The sequence below is a fragment of the Sphingopyxis panaciterrulae genome (genome assembly GCF_014199295.1).
Lineage (GTDB): Bacteria > Pseudomonadota > Alphaproteobacteria > Sphingomonadales > Sphingomonadaceae > Sphingopyxis > Sphingopyxis panaciterrulae.
The window spans coordinates 196,335-211,872 of the sequence record NZ_JACIJH010000001.1; the positions used below are offsets into that span (position 1 = coordinate 196,335).

General features: G+C 68.2%; 10 protein-coding genes. 4 read left to right on the forward strand and 6 right to left on the reverse strand.

Annotated elements, in window-relative coordinates; translation table 11 throughout:
- Window positions 1–2 precede the first annotated feature (2 nt).
- Window positions 3–620 (forward strand): response regulator, encoded by a 618-nt coding sequence (locus FHR21_RS01030; RefSeq protein ID WP_184094415.1) that lies wholly within the window; start codon window positions 3–5, stop codon window positions 618–620.
- Here the strand turns inward: FHR21_RS01030 and FHR21_RS01035 are convergent.
- The gene (locus FHR21_RS01035; protein WP_184094417.1) at window positions 606–2,867 is read right to left on the reverse strand and encodes a sensor histidine kinase; all 2,262 of its coding nucleotides are present in this window, start codon (window positions 2,865–2,867) and stop codon (window positions 606–608) included. The genes FHR21_RS01030 and FHR21_RS01035 overlap by 15 nt on opposite strands.
- A 337-nt stretch (window positions 2,868–3,204) precedes the next feature.
- Here FHR21_RS01035 and FHR21_RS01040 point away from each other — a divergent pair, with 337 nt between their 5' ends.
- Window positions 3,205–8,898: an autotransporter domain-containing protein gene (locus FHR21_RS01040; protein ID WP_184094419.1), complete on the forward strand. Its 5,694-nt coding sequence runs from the start codon at window positions 3,205–3,207 to the stop codon at window positions 8,896–8,898.
- Between the two features lie 103 nt (window positions 8,899–9,001).
- Here the strand turns inward: FHR21_RS01040 and FHR21_RS01045 are convergent, their stop codons facing one another.
- From FHR21_RS01045 to FHR21_RS01060, 4 genes are all read right to left on the reverse strand, one after another.
- Window positions 9,002–9,385: an OsmC family protein gene (locus FHR21_RS01045; RefSeq protein ID WP_184094421.1), complete on the reverse strand. Its 384-nt coding sequence runs from the start codon at window positions 9,383–9,385 to the stop codon at window positions 9,002–9,004.
- Window positions 9,386–9,451: 66 nt separating this feature from the next.
- Window positions 9,452–10,999, reverse strand: coding sequence for a DHA2 family efflux MFS transporter permease subunit (locus tag FHR21_RS01050; protein ID WP_184094423.1), 1,548 nt, complete (start codon window positions 10,997–10,999; stop codon window positions 9,452–9,454).
- Window positions 11,000–11,005: 6 nt separating this feature from the next.
- Window positions 11,006–12,160 carry an HlyD family efflux transporter periplasmic adaptor subunit gene (locus FHR21_RS01055; RefSeq protein ID WP_420825259.1) on the reverse strand — a complete coding sequence of 385 codons (1,155 nt, stop codon included), beginning with the start codon at window positions 12,158–12,160 and terminating at the stop codon, window positions 11,006–11,008.
- On the reverse strand, window positions 12,160–13,575 hold the full coding sequence (locus FHR21_RS01060) for an efflux transporter outer membrane subunit (protein ID WP_184094427.1): 1,416 nt from the start codon (window positions 13,573–13,575) through the stop codon (window positions 12,160–12,162). Before FHR21_RS01060 ends, FHR21_RS01055 begins: the two co-directional genes overlap by 1 nt.
- Window positions 13,576–13,640: 65 nt before the next feature.
- On the opposite strand from FHR21_RS01060, the gene FHR21_RS01065 reads away from it, so the two are divergent.
- A complete protein-coding gene (locus tag FHR21_RS01065) occupies window positions 13,641–14,279 on the forward strand; it encodes a TetR/AcrR family transcriptional regulator (protein WP_246426989.1) in 639 nt (212 codons plus the stop codon).
- On the opposite strand, the gene mobA is transcribed toward FHR21_RS01065, so the two are convergent.
- A complete protein-coding gene (mobA, locus tag FHR21_RS01070; RefSeq protein ID WP_184094431.1) occupies window positions 14,252–14,812 on the reverse strand; it encodes an NTP transferase domain-containing protein in 561 nt (186 codons plus the stop codon). The two genes, FHR21_RS01065 and mobA, sit on opposite strands and share 28 nt — an antisense overlap.
- 184 nt (window positions 14,813–14,996) lie before the next feature.
- Between mobA and FHR21_RS01075 the strand changes: the two genes are divergently transcribed.
- Window positions 14,997–15,494 (forward strand): response regulator transcription factor, encoded by a 498-nt coding sequence (locus FHR21_RS01075; RefSeq protein WP_246426990.1) that lies wholly within the window; start codon window positions 14,997–14,999, stop codon window positions 15,492–15,494.
- The last annotated feature ends 44 nt before the right edge of the window (window positions 15,495–15,538 follow it).

Sequence of the window (15,538 nt, forward strand, 5' to 3'; positions counted from 1 at the left end):
GGATGGGGCAACGGCACAAGATCCTGATCGTCGACGATCATCCGATCACGCAGAGCGGCCTGCGCCTGCTGCTTGCGGGGCAGGATCGCTATGAGGTGATCGGCGCGCTCGACCGCGGTGCGACAGTCAGCGCCTTCGTGCGCTCGCAGCCGGTCGATCTCGTCATTCTCGACCTCAACATGCCCGACATGCGCGGGGTCAACATCCTGGCGGAGATCGTCGGATCGCGTGACATGACCGTCATCATCCTGACCGGCGAGACCCGGCACGCCGAAGTCGACTATGCGCTGAAGCTCGGCGCGCGCGCGGTGGTCAGCAAGTCGGACCCGCCCGAGGCGATCCTCGCCGCCTGCGACGCGGCGCTGGCGGGCGAGGTCTATGTCTCGCCGCAGATGGTCGAGGCGCTCGGAAAATATCGTCAGCCGCCGGTGGCGCTATCGACGCGGCAGATGGCGATCCTCCACTATCTGGCACAGGGCGAGAGCAACAAGGAAATCGCCTATCGCCTGTCGATCGCACAGCCGACCGTATCGTTCCACATCGCCGAACTGCGCCGCAAGCTCGACGTTTCGCACAATCGCAAGATCGTCGAGCGCGCGCACGAGCTAGGGCTGCTCTGACGCCTCCACCCCGGCGCGGAGCAGCGGGTGGCGGAGTAGCTCGCAGCACAGCGGCTTGAGCATCATCAGCCCCGCCACCTCGGCCAGCCGCCCGCGCGTCACTGTCGTGTCGTCATAGGTCAGCGCGGCGAGGCGTGCGCGCGGTGCCGCGGTGTCGGACAGCGCCGCGTCGAAGGCGTCGCGGCGGTCGAAATCCACGAGGTGCCAATCGGGCAGCGCCGCCTGCAGTTCGCCCGCCGTGCAGGGCGTGACGCCGGCGAAGGCGGAGGGCAGAGCGATGCGGATCACCGTGCCCTCGGTGCCCGACGCGGCGATGCGCAGCGACCCCGACAGCGCCTCGATCAGCCGCTTCGCCGACTGGAACCCCGACCCGCTGCCCTGCGCATCTTCGTCGGCGCGCAGCCGCACTGCCGCGTCGTCGTTGAGCCGCGCCATGACCTCAACCGGCATGCCGCGGCCGGTGTCGGTGATGGTGATGATCGCCAACTCGCCCTCTCGCGCGACCTCGATTCGCGCGCCGCCGCGCTCGCTGTACTGATAGCTGTTGCTGAGCAGGTTCGCGAGCGCGCGCATCAATAGCGGCTTGTCCGATACGAGGGTGACGGTGCCGTCGATCCGGGCTTCGAGCGTCAGCTTCTTGTCGGCGAAGGGCGTCTTGAACATCATCATCAATGGCTCGGTCAGCGCCTCTGCGGGAAAGCTGCCGAGTGCGAGGAAGGCCGATTCGCTGGCCGCCATATTGGCGCCCGAGATGGTCGTCGACACGATGCCACCGAGATAGGCGGCCGAGCTTTCGAGCATCCGGCCCAGTTCGCGGTGGACGCCGTCCTCGCTTTGCCGCAGCACCCCGGCTGCGCTGTTGAGCGCGAGGATCACCTGCTTGCTGTCGTGGCCCGAGGCGTGGAGCAGCGCATTCTGGCTGTTGACCGTCGCGAGCGCGAGCGCCTTTTCCTCGGCGAGCCGTGCCGCGCTCTCGCTGATCTTCAGCCGTTCGGCCAGCGCCTCGGCATAGTTGGTGTCGGCGGCGAGCTTGTCGGCCCGGATCTTCTTGAGGTTGAGCCCGAGGGCGAGCGTCACCATGATCGATTCGAACAGCCCGACCGGCCCGGCAAGATGCCAGTTGATCGGCAGCCAGGCGAAAAGGCCCATCGACGCGATCGCGGCATAGACGATGAAGAGCGCGAGGCTGGCCCAGCCGACGAACAGCGGCCAGAGCTGACGCCCGAAGCGCCGCATCGCGGCGAAACCGACGAAGGGCAGGAACCAGGCGATCGCGACGACGATCAGCCAGCCGGCGATATGCAGCCCGCTACGCACGCCGGGCGGATAGAGCGTCAGCGCGGGCTGCACCAGCATGACCGCCAGCGCCGCGCCGATCAGCGCGCGCAGTGCGAGATCGCGGCGCGGGAAATGCACCGGCGTGTCGATGAAGCTGCGCGCGAACTGCGCCATGGCGGCGGCAAAGCCGCATTTGAAAATCTGTTCGAGCGCGTTGATAGCCAGCGGCCGGTCGCTGAGGAAGAAGATGGCGATATAGCCCTCGGCGAGCACGGTATTGAGCGCGAAGCAACCTTGCGCGACTCCGAGCCAGATGAACTCGCGATGCCCGGTGATCGAGAAGAAGAGGAAGTTGAGGAAGATCAGCACCGCGATGCCGAACACCACCCCCGACACCATGGCGACATTGGCGCGTCGTTCCTTGAAGAAGCTGCCATAGGTCTGGATGCGGATCGGCATATAGGTCGAATTTTCGGACAGGAAATCGATCAGCAGCAGCTTTTCCTGTCCCGGCGCGAGGACGAGTTCGGTGCTGAACGCCTGATAGGTGCGCAGATTCGCGCGTGCGCCCACAGTATTGGAACCATCGACGAGCAGCGCGAACCGTCCGCCCGACGCTTCGTAGAGACGGAACCAGGATAGCGAACCGCGTCCGGTGGTGAAAATCCAGCTTCCCTGCGTCGCGCTCGCGTTACGGACCTTGACCACGACCATCGTCTTCTGCCCTGGCGGGCCGAAATGGATCGTCGGTCCGGCGACGGGACGCAGCGGGGCGGCCAGGATATCGGCGACGCCGAGGGTGTCGATCCGGCCGGGCGTCTGGCTGTAGCGCACATAGGGGGTGACGGTCCCCGCGTCGCTGCCTGCATGGAGATGGAGTATCGGCAGGCGCGCCGGCTCGGCACGGACAGCCGGCAGCGCCGCGAGCATCGCGAGCGCGAACAGCAAGGCCCGATATATTCCCCCCATGACCGGCGATGTTGCTGCGCGCCCTGCCGAAGTCAATTTTCTTTTGGGGGTCGGGGCGCCTGCTGTGCTCGATGGCGGCAGACGCCGCGGAAAGGCGCGGGAAAAGGCCGGGCGGGTCGTCTGCGCGGCGGCACGGTGACCCGACCCCCCAAAAAACATTGGGTAGACGCTGGCCGCGCCCGGCAATTAATCCGCCGGGGCAATGCCGGGGGTCGCGCAGGGGTCCGATCGGCACGGGGGCGCAATACACAGGTCGAACGGAACGGCAGAGCGCGCATCGGCGCCGTTTGCCCATCCCGTCGCCTACCGTTTTTTCTGCGAGGGGGAGTATCGTCACATGTCCGCCATTTCCAAATCCCGCCTGCTCGCGACCAGCGCGATCGCCGGTCTGTCGATTCTCCACATGGTTGTGCCCGCCCTGGGCGCAGAGCATGGAAGATTGCTCCCCGAAGGCGAGCCGGCGTCGGTCGACAATCCGGCGGGGGAGACGATTGAAGGCGACCGGATCGGTGTTTATTCGCGCGCCAGTCAAACGACCGTCACCAATGCGGGCACGATCCGGGGCAATGGCAGTGCCGATGGTCTCGACGTGCTGCCCGAAGGGGGCATAACGATCGACGGCGGGCCGGCCACGATCGCCAACAGCGGGACGATCGCAGGTGCGGGCCACGGGATTTCGACCGCCTATTTCTATAATCCGGACACGCAGACGCTCGAGGGGCGTGCGGTCGGGGTGGTCGTGGAGAACAGCGGCACGATCGCCGGCGAAAGCAACGACGGCGTGCGCCTGATCGGCGGCGGCAGCGTGACCAACAGCGGAACGATCAATGGTGCCGGGCGCGCCGATGCCGACGGCGTGTCGATATACGCCTATGACGATCAGGATTTGTCGGACGTCACCGCGATCGGGACGATCACCAATGCCGGGGGCGGCACGATCAGCGGCGTGCGCTATGGCGCGATCCTGTTCGATGGGGGCGTGGTCGACAATGACGGCGCGTTGATCGGCGGCAGCGGCGGGCTGTGGGTGCAGGGCAACGATCCGGCGGGGAACAAGACGGCGTCGGTGACCAATGCCGGCACCATTTCGGGTGGCAGCGGCCTGACCTTTGCCAATGTGCTCGCTTCGTCGGAGTTGGTGAACAGCGGCATGATCACCGGCAGCGCCGGCCATGGCGTCGCCAACGGCTCGCTCGGCCGCGTGTCGATCATCAACGAGGTTGGCGGGACGATCACCGGCGCCACCAGCGGCGTCTATGACGACGAAGGCGGGATCGACCTGGCCAACGCCGGGACGATCCGCGGCGAAGGGAGCTATGACGGCTTCGACGCGCCGCCCGATGCCGGGGTGACGATCCTCGGCGCGCCGTCGACCGTCGTCAACAGCGGTACCATCTCGGGTGCCGGTGCGGGCATCACCACCGCCTATTATTTCAACCCGGCGACGGGTCTGGTCGAAGGCCGTGCGGCGGGCACCACGGTCGAGAACAGCGGTACGATCGCGGGCGAAAGCAACGACGGCGTCCGCCTGATCGGCGGCGGCAGCGTGACCAACAGCGGCACGATCAGCGGCACGGGACGTGCCGACGCCGACGGCGTGTCGATGTATGCCTATGAGGGCCAGGCGAGCGAGGACTATGGCGCGCTGGTCACCAACGATGCCGGCGGCGCGATCGAGGGCGAGCGGTTCGGCATCATCCTGTCCGGCGGTGGCGACGTCGCCAATGCGGGCGCCATTACCGGCGCCAGCGGCGGCGTCTATATCCAGGGCACCGCGCTCGACAGCGACGATCGCAGCGGCGTGACCGGCAGCCTCGTCAATTCGGGCACGATCCGCGGCACCGGCGATTTCGGCGGCAGCGACGGCGACGGCGACGGCTATGGCGTCGGCTTCGGCAGCGACATGGCGAGCGCGACGCTCGACAACAGCGGCGAGATCGCCAGCGATTTTGGCGTCGGCGTGCTCCAGGGCTCGCTCGCCGACGTGACGGTGACCAACGCCGAGGGCGGCACGATCACCGGCGCGACGTCGGGCATCTATTCGAATGCCGGGGGAACGCTCGCGGTGGTCAACGCGGGCACCATCCGCGGCGATGGCAGCTACGATGGCTTCGACGCCGCGCCCGACGCGGGCATCACCATCGGCACGGCTTCGTCGAGCGTGACCAACAGCGGCACCATCTCGGGCGCCGGCGCGGGGATCACCACCAGCTATCTCTATGACGCGGAGATCGACCAGCTCGTCGGCCTTGCAGTCGGCACCACGGTCGAAAACAGCGGGACGATCGCGGGCGAAAGCAACGACGGCGTCCGCCTGATCGGCGGCGGCAGCGTGACCAACGGCGGCGCGATCAGCGGTGCCGGGCGCGCCGATGCCGACGGCATCTCCATGTACGCCTATGAAGGGCAGGCGAGCGAGGATTATGCCGCGCTGGTCACCAACGCGGCGGGCGGTGTGATCGCGGGCGAGCGGTTCGGTGTGATCCTGTCGGGTGGTGGCGACGTCGCCAATGCGGGCGACATCGCCGGCGTCGACGGGGGCCTCTTCATCCAGGGCACCGCGCTCGACAGCGGCGAGCGTAGCGGCCTGACCGCTAGCGTCGTCAATTCGGGCACCATCACCGGCAGCCGCACCGATGGCCTCAACGGCTATGGCGTCGGCTTCGGCAGCGACCTCGCGAGCGCGACGCTCGATAATTCGGGCACCATCGGCAGCGAGGCGGGTGCGGGCGTGTTCCATGGCACGCTCGGCGACGTCACGATCACCAACGCCGAGGGCGGGTCGATCGAGGGTGGCACACATGGCGTCTATGCCGGCGGGGATGGCTCGCTGATGCTCGACAACGCGGGCACGATCCGCGGCAACGGCAGCTACGAGGGTGCCGCCGCTCCCGCCGATGCCGGCGTGATGATCCAGTCGGCGGGCGCGTCGATCGACAATAGCGGCACGATCTCGGGTGCCGGCTATGGCATCGTTACCCAGCTCTATTACAACGACGAAACCGGGCAGGCGGAAATCCGCGCGGTGGGCACCGCCGTCACGAACAGCGGCACCATCCGCGGCGATGCCAACGATGCGGTACGGCTGTTCGGTGGGGGCTCGGTCGTCAATAGCGGCACCATCGAAGGTATCGCGGGCGAATTGACCGACGGTATCACGATCCAGGCCTTCGGTGGCCAGGACACCAGCGGTACCACCATGCTCGGCAGCGTTGTCAACGAAGAGGGCGGCACGATCTCGGGCGTCCGCTACGGCGTGCTTGCAGTCAGTGGCGCGTCGGTCACCAACGCCGGGACGATCTCGGGCGGCGAGATCGGCGTGGTGATCGGCAGGCAGGCGAGTGCGGGCAAGGCCGGCGAACTCGTCAACAGCGGCACGATCGATGGCGGGGTCGAGATCGAGGTCGATAGCGCGACCGCGACGAACAGCGGCACGATCATCAGCGAAACAGGCGTTGCGCTCAATTCGATCGGTCAGATCGACGTCGTAAACAGCGGGACGCTGATCGGGGCCGCCGGCGTCGCGGTGCGGCTCGGCGCGTTCGACGACAGCGTGACGCTGAAGACTGGAAGTGCGATCACCGGGCTCGTCGATGCGGGCGACGGGGTCGATGGCCTCGTCCTCGACGGCGACGTGCTCGAACTGACCGAGGCGCAGCAGATCGGTGCCGCGGCGGGCTTCGAAACGCTCGAGGTTGCGAACGGCTATTGGACCTCGAAGGGCTATGTCGGCGAGTTCGACAATGTCGCGATCGGCGAAGGCGCCGCGCTGCAGGTCAACGAGGTCGACCTCGGCGACGGTGAGGGGCTGTCGTCGCCGATCCTCACCCCCGCGGTGACGACGAACGGGCGGCTGATCCTCAACTTCAGCGAGAATGACGTGGTGTCGCAGCTCGACGAGCTGTCGATCACCGGCACCGGCACGGTCGAACTGATCGGCGAGGCGGTGTTCACCGTCGATACCGCCACCGTCGCGCACACCGGCGGCACGGTCGTCGTGAATGGCGGGCTGGTGCTCACCGGCACGCTGCTCGGCGACGTCACGACCGAGGGCGACGGGACCTTCACGCTCGGCGCCGGTGGAACCGAGGGCCAGTTCGCGGGCGATCTGGTCAACAACGGCCGCTTCGTCTTCAACCGCTCGGACGATTATGATTTCGCGGGCGCCTTCTCGGGCACCGGTACGCTCGACAAGATGGGCGCCGGCATCCTCAATTTCACGGGCAACTATGGCTTCGACGGCGTCACCAACATCCTCGCCGGATCGGTGCGCTTCGCCGGCCAGATCGACCCGACGACCGACTTCAACGTCGGCGGCGGCACGCTCGACCTCAGCGGCGGCGACCAGACGATCGGCGGCCTGTCGGGCGGCGGGGAGGCGACCGTCGTCATCGGCGCCAGCACCCTGACCGTCGATCAGGAGGAGGACAGCGAATTCGCCGGCGGAATCGAGGGCGATGGCGGCTTCACCAAATCCGGCAGCGGCACGCTGAACTTCACTGGCAACAGCGGCTATACCGGCCCGACGGCGGTCAATGGCGGCACGCTGGCGGTCAACGGCTCGATCGTCTCCGACGTCACGGTGAATTCAGGCGGCACGCTCGGCGGCAACGGCACGGTCGGTTCGACTACCGTCGCGGGGGGCGGTACCATCGCGCCGGGCAATTCGATCGGTCGTCTGACCGTCGCGGGCGACCTGAATTTCGCGGCCGGCTCGGTCTATGAGGTCGAAGTCAATGCGGCGGGCGAGGGCGACCGGCTCGACGCGACCGGCACGGTGACGATCGATACGGACGCCAGTGTCGCGGTGCTCGCCGAGGACGGCGACTATGCCGGACGCACCGACTATGTGATCCTGACCGGGGCGGAGGGCGTCGAAGGCCGCTTCGGATCGGTGACCACCGACCTCGCCTTCCTCGACCCGCTGTTGCGCTATGGCGGCAATTCGGTGACGCTGTCGCTCTATCGCAACGACATCGATTTCGCCGACGTCGCGATTGGCGCCAACCAGGCAGGAGTCGCTGCGGCGATCCAGGCGCGTGGTATCGACGATCCGCTGTTCGAGGCGGTGCTGGCGCAGAATGCGGCGGGCGCGCAGCAGGCGTTCGGCGACCTGTCGGGCGAGATTCTCACGAGCACGCTCAGCGGGCTGACCGACGACAGCCGTCACTTGCGCGGGGCGCTGCTGGGCATGGTCGCGCCCGAGGCGCAGGGCGCCTTCATCTGGGGTTCGGCCTTCGGCGGCTGGGGCGACTTCGATGCGAAGGGCGGTCGCTTCGGCATGGACACCGACCACAAGGGCTTCGTGACCGGTGTCGGTTTCGGCGGCAATGGCTTCGCGGCGGCGCTGTCGGCGGGAATCGGCAATTCGGATTTCCGCCTCGGCGGCCGCACTGACCGGGCCAAGACCGACAGCAAATATCTCGCCGTCCACGCGACCTATGGCGCGGGCGAGGGGATGCGTGCGAGCTTTGGCCTTGCCTATGGCTGGCACGACATCGACACGACGCGGTCGGTGAGCTTCGCGCCGCTCGCCCAGTCGCTGACTTCGGGCCGCGACGGCAGCACGCTGCAACTGTTCGGCGAGGTCGGCTATGACGCCAAGGTCGGCGCCGCGGCGATCACGCCCTTCGCACGGCTCGCGCATGTGCGCACCAAGAGTGACGCCTTCGTCGAGACGGGCGGCAATGCGGCGCTCGCCCTCGCCGCGGCGAAGCAGAAGACCGACTTCCTCAGCCTGGGCGTGCGCGCCCGTTTCAATGCCGGACAGCCGGGCTTCCAGCCCTATGTCTCGGCTGCCTGGAATCGCGCCTCGGGCGATCGCGGAGCGCCGGTGGGGGCGGCGTTCGCGAGCGGCGGCGGTTCGCCCTTCGTGCTGACCGGCACGCTGATCCCGAAGAGCTCGGCAGAGGTCGAAGCGGGCTTCGACTATACGAGCGGTACCTTCCGGATCGGCGCGGCCTACAGCGGCACGCTGGCGTCGGACCGCCGCACCCATGGGGCGCGTGTGACCGCAAGCTTCTCCTTCTGACCTGCGACCCGTCGAAGGAAGGCCTGCGTTCAGAGGCCGGGGCGATCTTTCCCGTCGCCCCGGCCTCGCTTTTATTTATTATGCGGGCCGGCGCTTCCGCCCGTCAGATCAGGCGCGTCGCGATCGGCAGGCCGTTCTTCAACGTCAGCGTCACCGGGGTGCGCTCGGCGATGTCGGCGAGCCGTGCGCGCTGGTCCTCGTCGAGTCCCGCGATCGTCAGCGTGCGGTCGATCGTCATCGCGCCCGCCCCGCCGGTCAGGCGCAGCCCGACCTCGACCGATTCGAGCGGCCAGCCCTTGCGGTCGGCATACATGCGCAGCGTGATCGCGGTGCAGGCGCCGAGGCCGGCGAGCAGCAGGTCGTAAGGCGCCGGTCCTACCGCCTGCCCGCCCAGCGCGGGCGGTTCGTCGGCCACCAGATGGTGCGGCCCGACGTCGATCTCGGTGCGATAGCGATCCTTGCCGATGCGTGCGGTGCCGTGCGCCATAGTCCGTCTCCTTGCCATGTCGGCGCAGCATTTCATGCGCGCGGTGTGCAGGCAAGGGGCGCGGCCCTAATGCGCCGTGCCCATCGACACTTCCTTGGGCAGCGGCGCGCACCATACCGCAATCGCGGCGATCACGAAGACCACGCCCGCCGCGAGGAAGAGGTGGATCACGCCGATGGTCGAGGCCTGCACCTCGACCATGCGTGCGACCGCGCCGCGCGCCTGTTCGAGCGTCAGCCCGGCCCTGGACAGCAGGTCCATCGCGCCGCCGGGATCGTTGAGCGTCGCGACGAGCTGCGCCCGCGACGACGCGCTGGCATCGTCCCACGCCGTCGTCGCGATCGCGGTGCCGATAGCGCCGCTCAGCGTGCGCAGAAAGCTCATCAGCCCGGCCGCGTTGGTCTGGTCCTGCGCCGGCACGCTCGACAGCGCCAGCGCGGTCAGCCCGACGAAGAAGAAGGGCATGCCGATCCCCTGCAGGATATGCGGCCAGGCGAGGGTCCAATAGTCGACGTCGGCGTTCCAGCTTGCGCGCAGGATCGACACGAAGGCCATCCACAAGATGCCGGCGCTGATCGACAGGCGGATGTCGATCTTGCCGATCGATCCCGCCGCGACCGGCGACAGCAGCACCGCGAAGACGCCCAGCCAGGCGACGACGAATCCCGTCTCGGTCGCGGTATAGCCCGCGACCTGTTGCAGCCATAGCGGCGTCAGCACGACCTGCGAGAAGAAGGCGCCGAAGCCCAGCGAGATGGCGAGCGTCGAGAAGCTGAATCCCCGGAACCGGAAGACGCGCAGGTCGACGACCGGATTGGCGTCGGTCAGTTCCCAGATGACGAAGGCGACAAAACTGACCGCGGCGACGATCGCAAGACCGACGATCCAGGTCGATCCGAACCAGTCATGCTCGCGCCCGGTGTCGAGCATGATCTGGAAGGCGCCGACCGACACGACGAGCAGGATGAGCCCGACGGTGTCGATGCGCGCCTTGACGCGCTTGGTCTCGAACGGCGCGAGCAGGGTCCCGACCCCGAAGGCGCAGAGCGCGACCACCGGCAGGTTGATGAAGAAGATCCACGGCCAGCTCCAATTGTCGCTGATGACGCCGCCGAGGATCGGGCCGAGGATCGGCGCGGTGGTCGTCGTCATCGCCCAGATGGCGAGGCCGATTCCTGCCTTTTCCTTGGGAAAGATGCGCAGCAGCAGGATCTGCGACAGCGGCATCAGCGGTCCGCCGGCCAGCCCCTGCAGCACGCGGAACAGGATCAGCGCGTCGAGCGTGCGCGATATGCCGCACAGGAAGGAGAAGAGCCCGAAACCGGCGATCGAGATCAGGAACCAGCGCACCGTGCCGAAGCGCGCCGCGAGCCAGCCGGTCAGCGGCACGCTGATCGCGTCGGCGACGGCGTAGCTGGTGATGACCCACGTCCCCTGCGTCGGCGAGACGGCGAGGCCGCCGGCGATATGCGGCACCGAGACATTGGCGATGGTTGTGTCGAGCACCACGACGAAATTGGCGAGCGCGAGCGCAAAGGCCGCGGCGAGCAGCCGCACGCCCTTCAGCGGCTGCGGCTCGGCGGGGAGAGAGGCAGGAAGGGCAGCGCTGGCCATTGCTCGTTACTTCCCGCGCGTATCGATCGTCGCTTCCATCGACAGTCCGACGCGCAGCGGATGCGCCTTGAGTTCCTTCGGGTCGAGCGCGATGCGCACCGGCAGGCGCTGGACGACCTTCACCCAATTGCCCGTCGCATTCTGCGCTGGGATCAGCGAAAAGGCGGCGCCGGTGCCGCCGGCGATGCCGACGACCTTGCCGTGATAGACGATGCCGCCGCCATAATAGTCCGACGTCAGTTCGACGGGTTGGCCGATACGGATCTTGCCGAACTGGCTTTCCTTGTAATTGGCGTCGACATAGGCGCTGTCGATCGGGACGATGACCATGATCGGCGCGCCGGCGGCGATGCGCTGGCCGACCTGCACCTGCCGGTTGGTAACGATGCCGTCGACCGGCGCGCGGATGACCGTGCGGGCGAGGTCGAGCTTCGCCTTGTCGAGCCGGGCCTGCGCCGCCGCGACATCGGGGGCGGTGTCGATCGTCGTGCCGCGCACGACCGCCTCGGCCGCGCCGAGGTCGCCGCTCGCCGAGCCGCGCGTCGCCTGCGCCGAGGTCACCCCCGCCGCCGCCAGATCGCGCGCCGCCTGCGCCTGCTTGAGCGCGGCGCGCGCTGCGGTGAGCTCTTCGCCCGACACCGCGCCGGTGCCGGCAATACTCTCGCGCCGCGCGAGTTCGGCGCGCGCTCGCTCGACCGTCGCCTCGGCGTCGCGCAGCCGTGCCTGCGCCTGCCGGATCTCGGCGCCGCGCGCCGTGACGCGGGCGCGGGCGGCGTCGGCGGTCGCGTCGGCCTGGCCATAGCGCTGGCGCGCCTGGCGCAGTGCCGCCTCGGCATCGGCGACCGCGATCCGCTGGTCGGCATCGTCGAGGACGACGAGCACATCGCCCTTCTTCACCGCTTGCGTGCCGCTGACGCGCACCGCCTCGACCGGGCCCGGGACGAGCGCGGTGACGGTGGCGCTGTCGGCGCCGACATAGGCGTTGTCGGTCGACACGCGCCCGGCCTGGGTCAGGAAATACCAGATGCCCCACAACAGCGCGACCGCCGCGACAACGATCGCCAGGATGCGCAGCAGCTTCCTGCGCTTCGCGGTGCGTGCTTCCTGCGCTTCGTCCGGTTCGGGAGAGTCGGGGGCGGCTGCAGCCGTGTCGTCGGCCATCATCTGTCTCCTGCTTCCTGATATCCGCCGCCGAGCGCGCGGATCAGGGCGATGTCGAGCGCGCGCTGGCGCGCCGCAAGGTCGGCGACCGACCGGCTCAGCGCGACCATGCTGTCCTCGGCGGTCAATTGGGCGAGCTGGTTGTCGAGCCCGGCGCGGTAGCGCAGCCCGGCCAGTCTTGCGGCGTCGGCGGCCGCGGCGAGCGCGCTGCGGCGCTCGGCGAGTTGGCGCTGAGTCGCGGTGCGGCTCGCCACGATGTCGGCGACGTCGCGCAGCGCGGCGATCAGCGTGCGGTCATAGGCGGCCACCGCCGCGTCATAATCGGCGCGCGCGCCGCGATAGCGGCCCTCGATGCGTCCGCCATCGAAGATCGGCAGGCTGATCGCGACGCCGCCATTGCCGTATTTCGACCCGGCGTCGAACAGGTTGGACAGCCCCAGCGACTGGAAGCCGATCAGCGCCGACAGGCTGATGTTCGGATAATAATCGGCGCGCGCGACGTCGATCCGCTTCGCCGCCGCCTCGGCGCGCAGCCGCGCCGCAACGATGTCGGGACGGCGGCCGACCAGCGCGATCCCCGCGTCGGCGGGCAGGCCGATGTCCGGCGCGGTCAGGTTTGGCCGCACGATCGTCAGGCCGCGATCGGGGCCGGCGCCGACCAGCGCGGCGATCCGGTTGCGGGTCAGCGCGATCGCTTCCTCGAGCGCCGCGATATCGGCGCGCGCGGAGGCGGCGCGGCTCTCGGCCTGGCTCGCGCTCGCCCGGTTGTCGAGCCCCGCGCGGGTGCGGTCGGCCGACAGTTTCGCGCTCGCCGACCGCACGCGCAGCGCCTCCTCGGCGACGTCGAACGCCTCATATTGGGCGGCGAGATCGGCATAGGCGGCCGCGATGCCGGTGGTCAGCATCAGCCGTGCCTGGGCTTCGTCGACCCGCGCCGCCTCGGCCTCCGAGGTCGCGGCGGCGAGCGCGGCGCGGCCTTTGCCCCACAGGTCGAGGTCGAAGGCGAAGGTCGCGGCGACATGGCCGGTGTCCTGGATGCCGTCGGGGACGAAATCGGGCGGGATGCCCATCGTCTTGCTCTGCTGGACGCCGCCCGCGCTCGCCTCGGCGCCGACGCGGGGCAACAGCGCCGCGCCCGCCTGCTGCGCCAGCGCATCGGCGGCGCGCACCCGCGCCGCGGCGGCGGCGAGGTCGGGCGACCCCGCCAGCCCTTCGTCGATCAGCGCGCCGAGTTGCGCATCGCCCCACGCCTGCCACCAGCCCTCGACAGGCCAGACGCCGGCAGCCGCGGCAAAGCTTTCGCCCGAGGTGAGCGATTCGGGCGCGGCGGGTGCCGGGCGCGGTCCGAGGTCGGGAGCGGCGCAGCCCGCGAGCAGGCCCAGAAGGACGGCGGTCGTGACGGGGAAACGGGGCATGGCGTCCAACGATACTGTCTGGTATCATGCGCCCCATAGCGAGTGGAGTAAGGTTGTCAATCGAAATGATACCAGTCAGTACGGTTTCTGGGGACGATGCCGCGGCGCTGCGGCGCAAGGCGTTCGTCGAGGCGGCGCGCAAGGGGTTTTTGGCGAACGGTTATGCGGGCACCACCATGTCGTCGATCGCGAGCGCGGTCGGTGGGTCGAAGACGACCCTGTGGACCTATTTCCCGTCGAAGGAGGCGCTGTTCGAGGCGGTCGTCGACGATATCGTCGATTATTACGGTGCCGCGTTGCAGGTCGAGCTGCCGATGGATGAAGCGGTTCTACCCGTGCTGCGCCGCTTCTGCCATGTGCTGATCACCACGCTGACCTCGGACCCGTTGCTCGCCCTCTATCAACTCGTCATCGGCGAAGCGCGGCGCTTCCCGCATCTCGCACAGACCTTTTACGAACGCGGGCCGCGCCGCGGCAAGGCGCGGCTCGCGGTGTGGATGGCGGAGAAGATGGCGCGCGGCGAACTGCGGCGCGGCGACCCCCTGCAGGCGGTCTATCATCTCGCAGGACTGTGCCAGTCGGGTTTCTACCAGTTCACCCTGCTTAACCTGCCCGAGGCGCGGCGCGCCGACAGCGCCCGGATCGCGACCGAAATCGACGCTGCGCTCGATACCTTCTACCGCGCTTGGGGGCCGGATAGCTGATCCTTCGCCAGCGCCGCGAGGTCGGCGGGGGTGTTGACGTTGACGAGGGGCGCGCCGGCCGCGATGGCTTCGATGCCGGTGGTTGCCGCCCAGCGTCGCACCGCGCGTTCGCCGCCGTCGCTCAGATGGCGCAGCAGCGGCTTGGCGAGCGCGGTCGGCCAGTGGCCGACGATCGGTGCCTCGGCGACATGGCGCCCAGGCCCTGGCGCCGTCAGCCGGGCGAGGAGTTCCGCGTCTATGCGCGGCATGTCGCAGCCGAGCGTCAGCACCCACGCGTGTCCCGTCTCGGCGGCATGGCAGAGCGCGGCACACAGTCCGCCGAGCGGACCGAGCTCCGGTGCCGGCCGGTCGGCGAGATGCGGGACGGCGAGCGGGCTGGTGAGCCGTCCGCAGACGACCAGCGCATCGCTGTGCTGGATCAATATGTCAGCGGCGTGTGCGATCAGCGGACGCCCGGCCCACAGGGCAAGCGCCTTGTCGCGACCGAAGCGCCGTGCGCCGCCGCCTGCGAGCAGGGCGCCGAGCCGGGTCACGCGCTGCAGGTCCGCGCGATGCCGCGTCGGGCAATGGGCGCAAAAAAATAATTGTCGAATCCGTCGCCGCGGCTCCGCGGCGGAAAATGGCGGGGGACACAGAGATTTGCCGTCCGGTCCCGTTTCATTTTCATGCTCTCCCGCGTGCGAATTACCGACCCCGCCAACTTGATTTCGACCCCTGATGAGCTATTCCACCCCGGTGCAAGGTGACCCCGACACTTATCTCAGTCTCCTTTCGGCTGCGCAAATTGAAACGTTGCGGCATGTTTTCGAGCATAAAAATTCCAAGGAAATCGCCCGCATCATGGGCGTGTCGCCGCACACTGTAGATGAGCGCGTGCGGCGGTCCCTGAAAAAACTCAATACCTCCAACCGGATAGAGGCTGCAAAGCTGTTGGCGAGTAACGGTGTCTTCGACCGAGTTACCCCCTATCAATCATTGAGATATCAATTGGCCGATCTAGGCGGCGAACCGCCGGTCGCCGATGCGGAGACGGGGCGCCGGTCGCGGCGGGGGGTCTTCGATATCGGCTTTCCGTTTCCGACTTCGTCCCAGCCGACGAACCGACATGGATTGATGGAAAGGATCATCTGGCCGATCCTCATCGCATTGGCGACGATCTTGGCCTTTTCCGCCCTCTATTCGATCCTTGTGGGACTGGGTCGCGTTCTGACCTGATAGTTCGAACCGAATGCGCGGGGGGGAATCCGCAGCATTCCTTT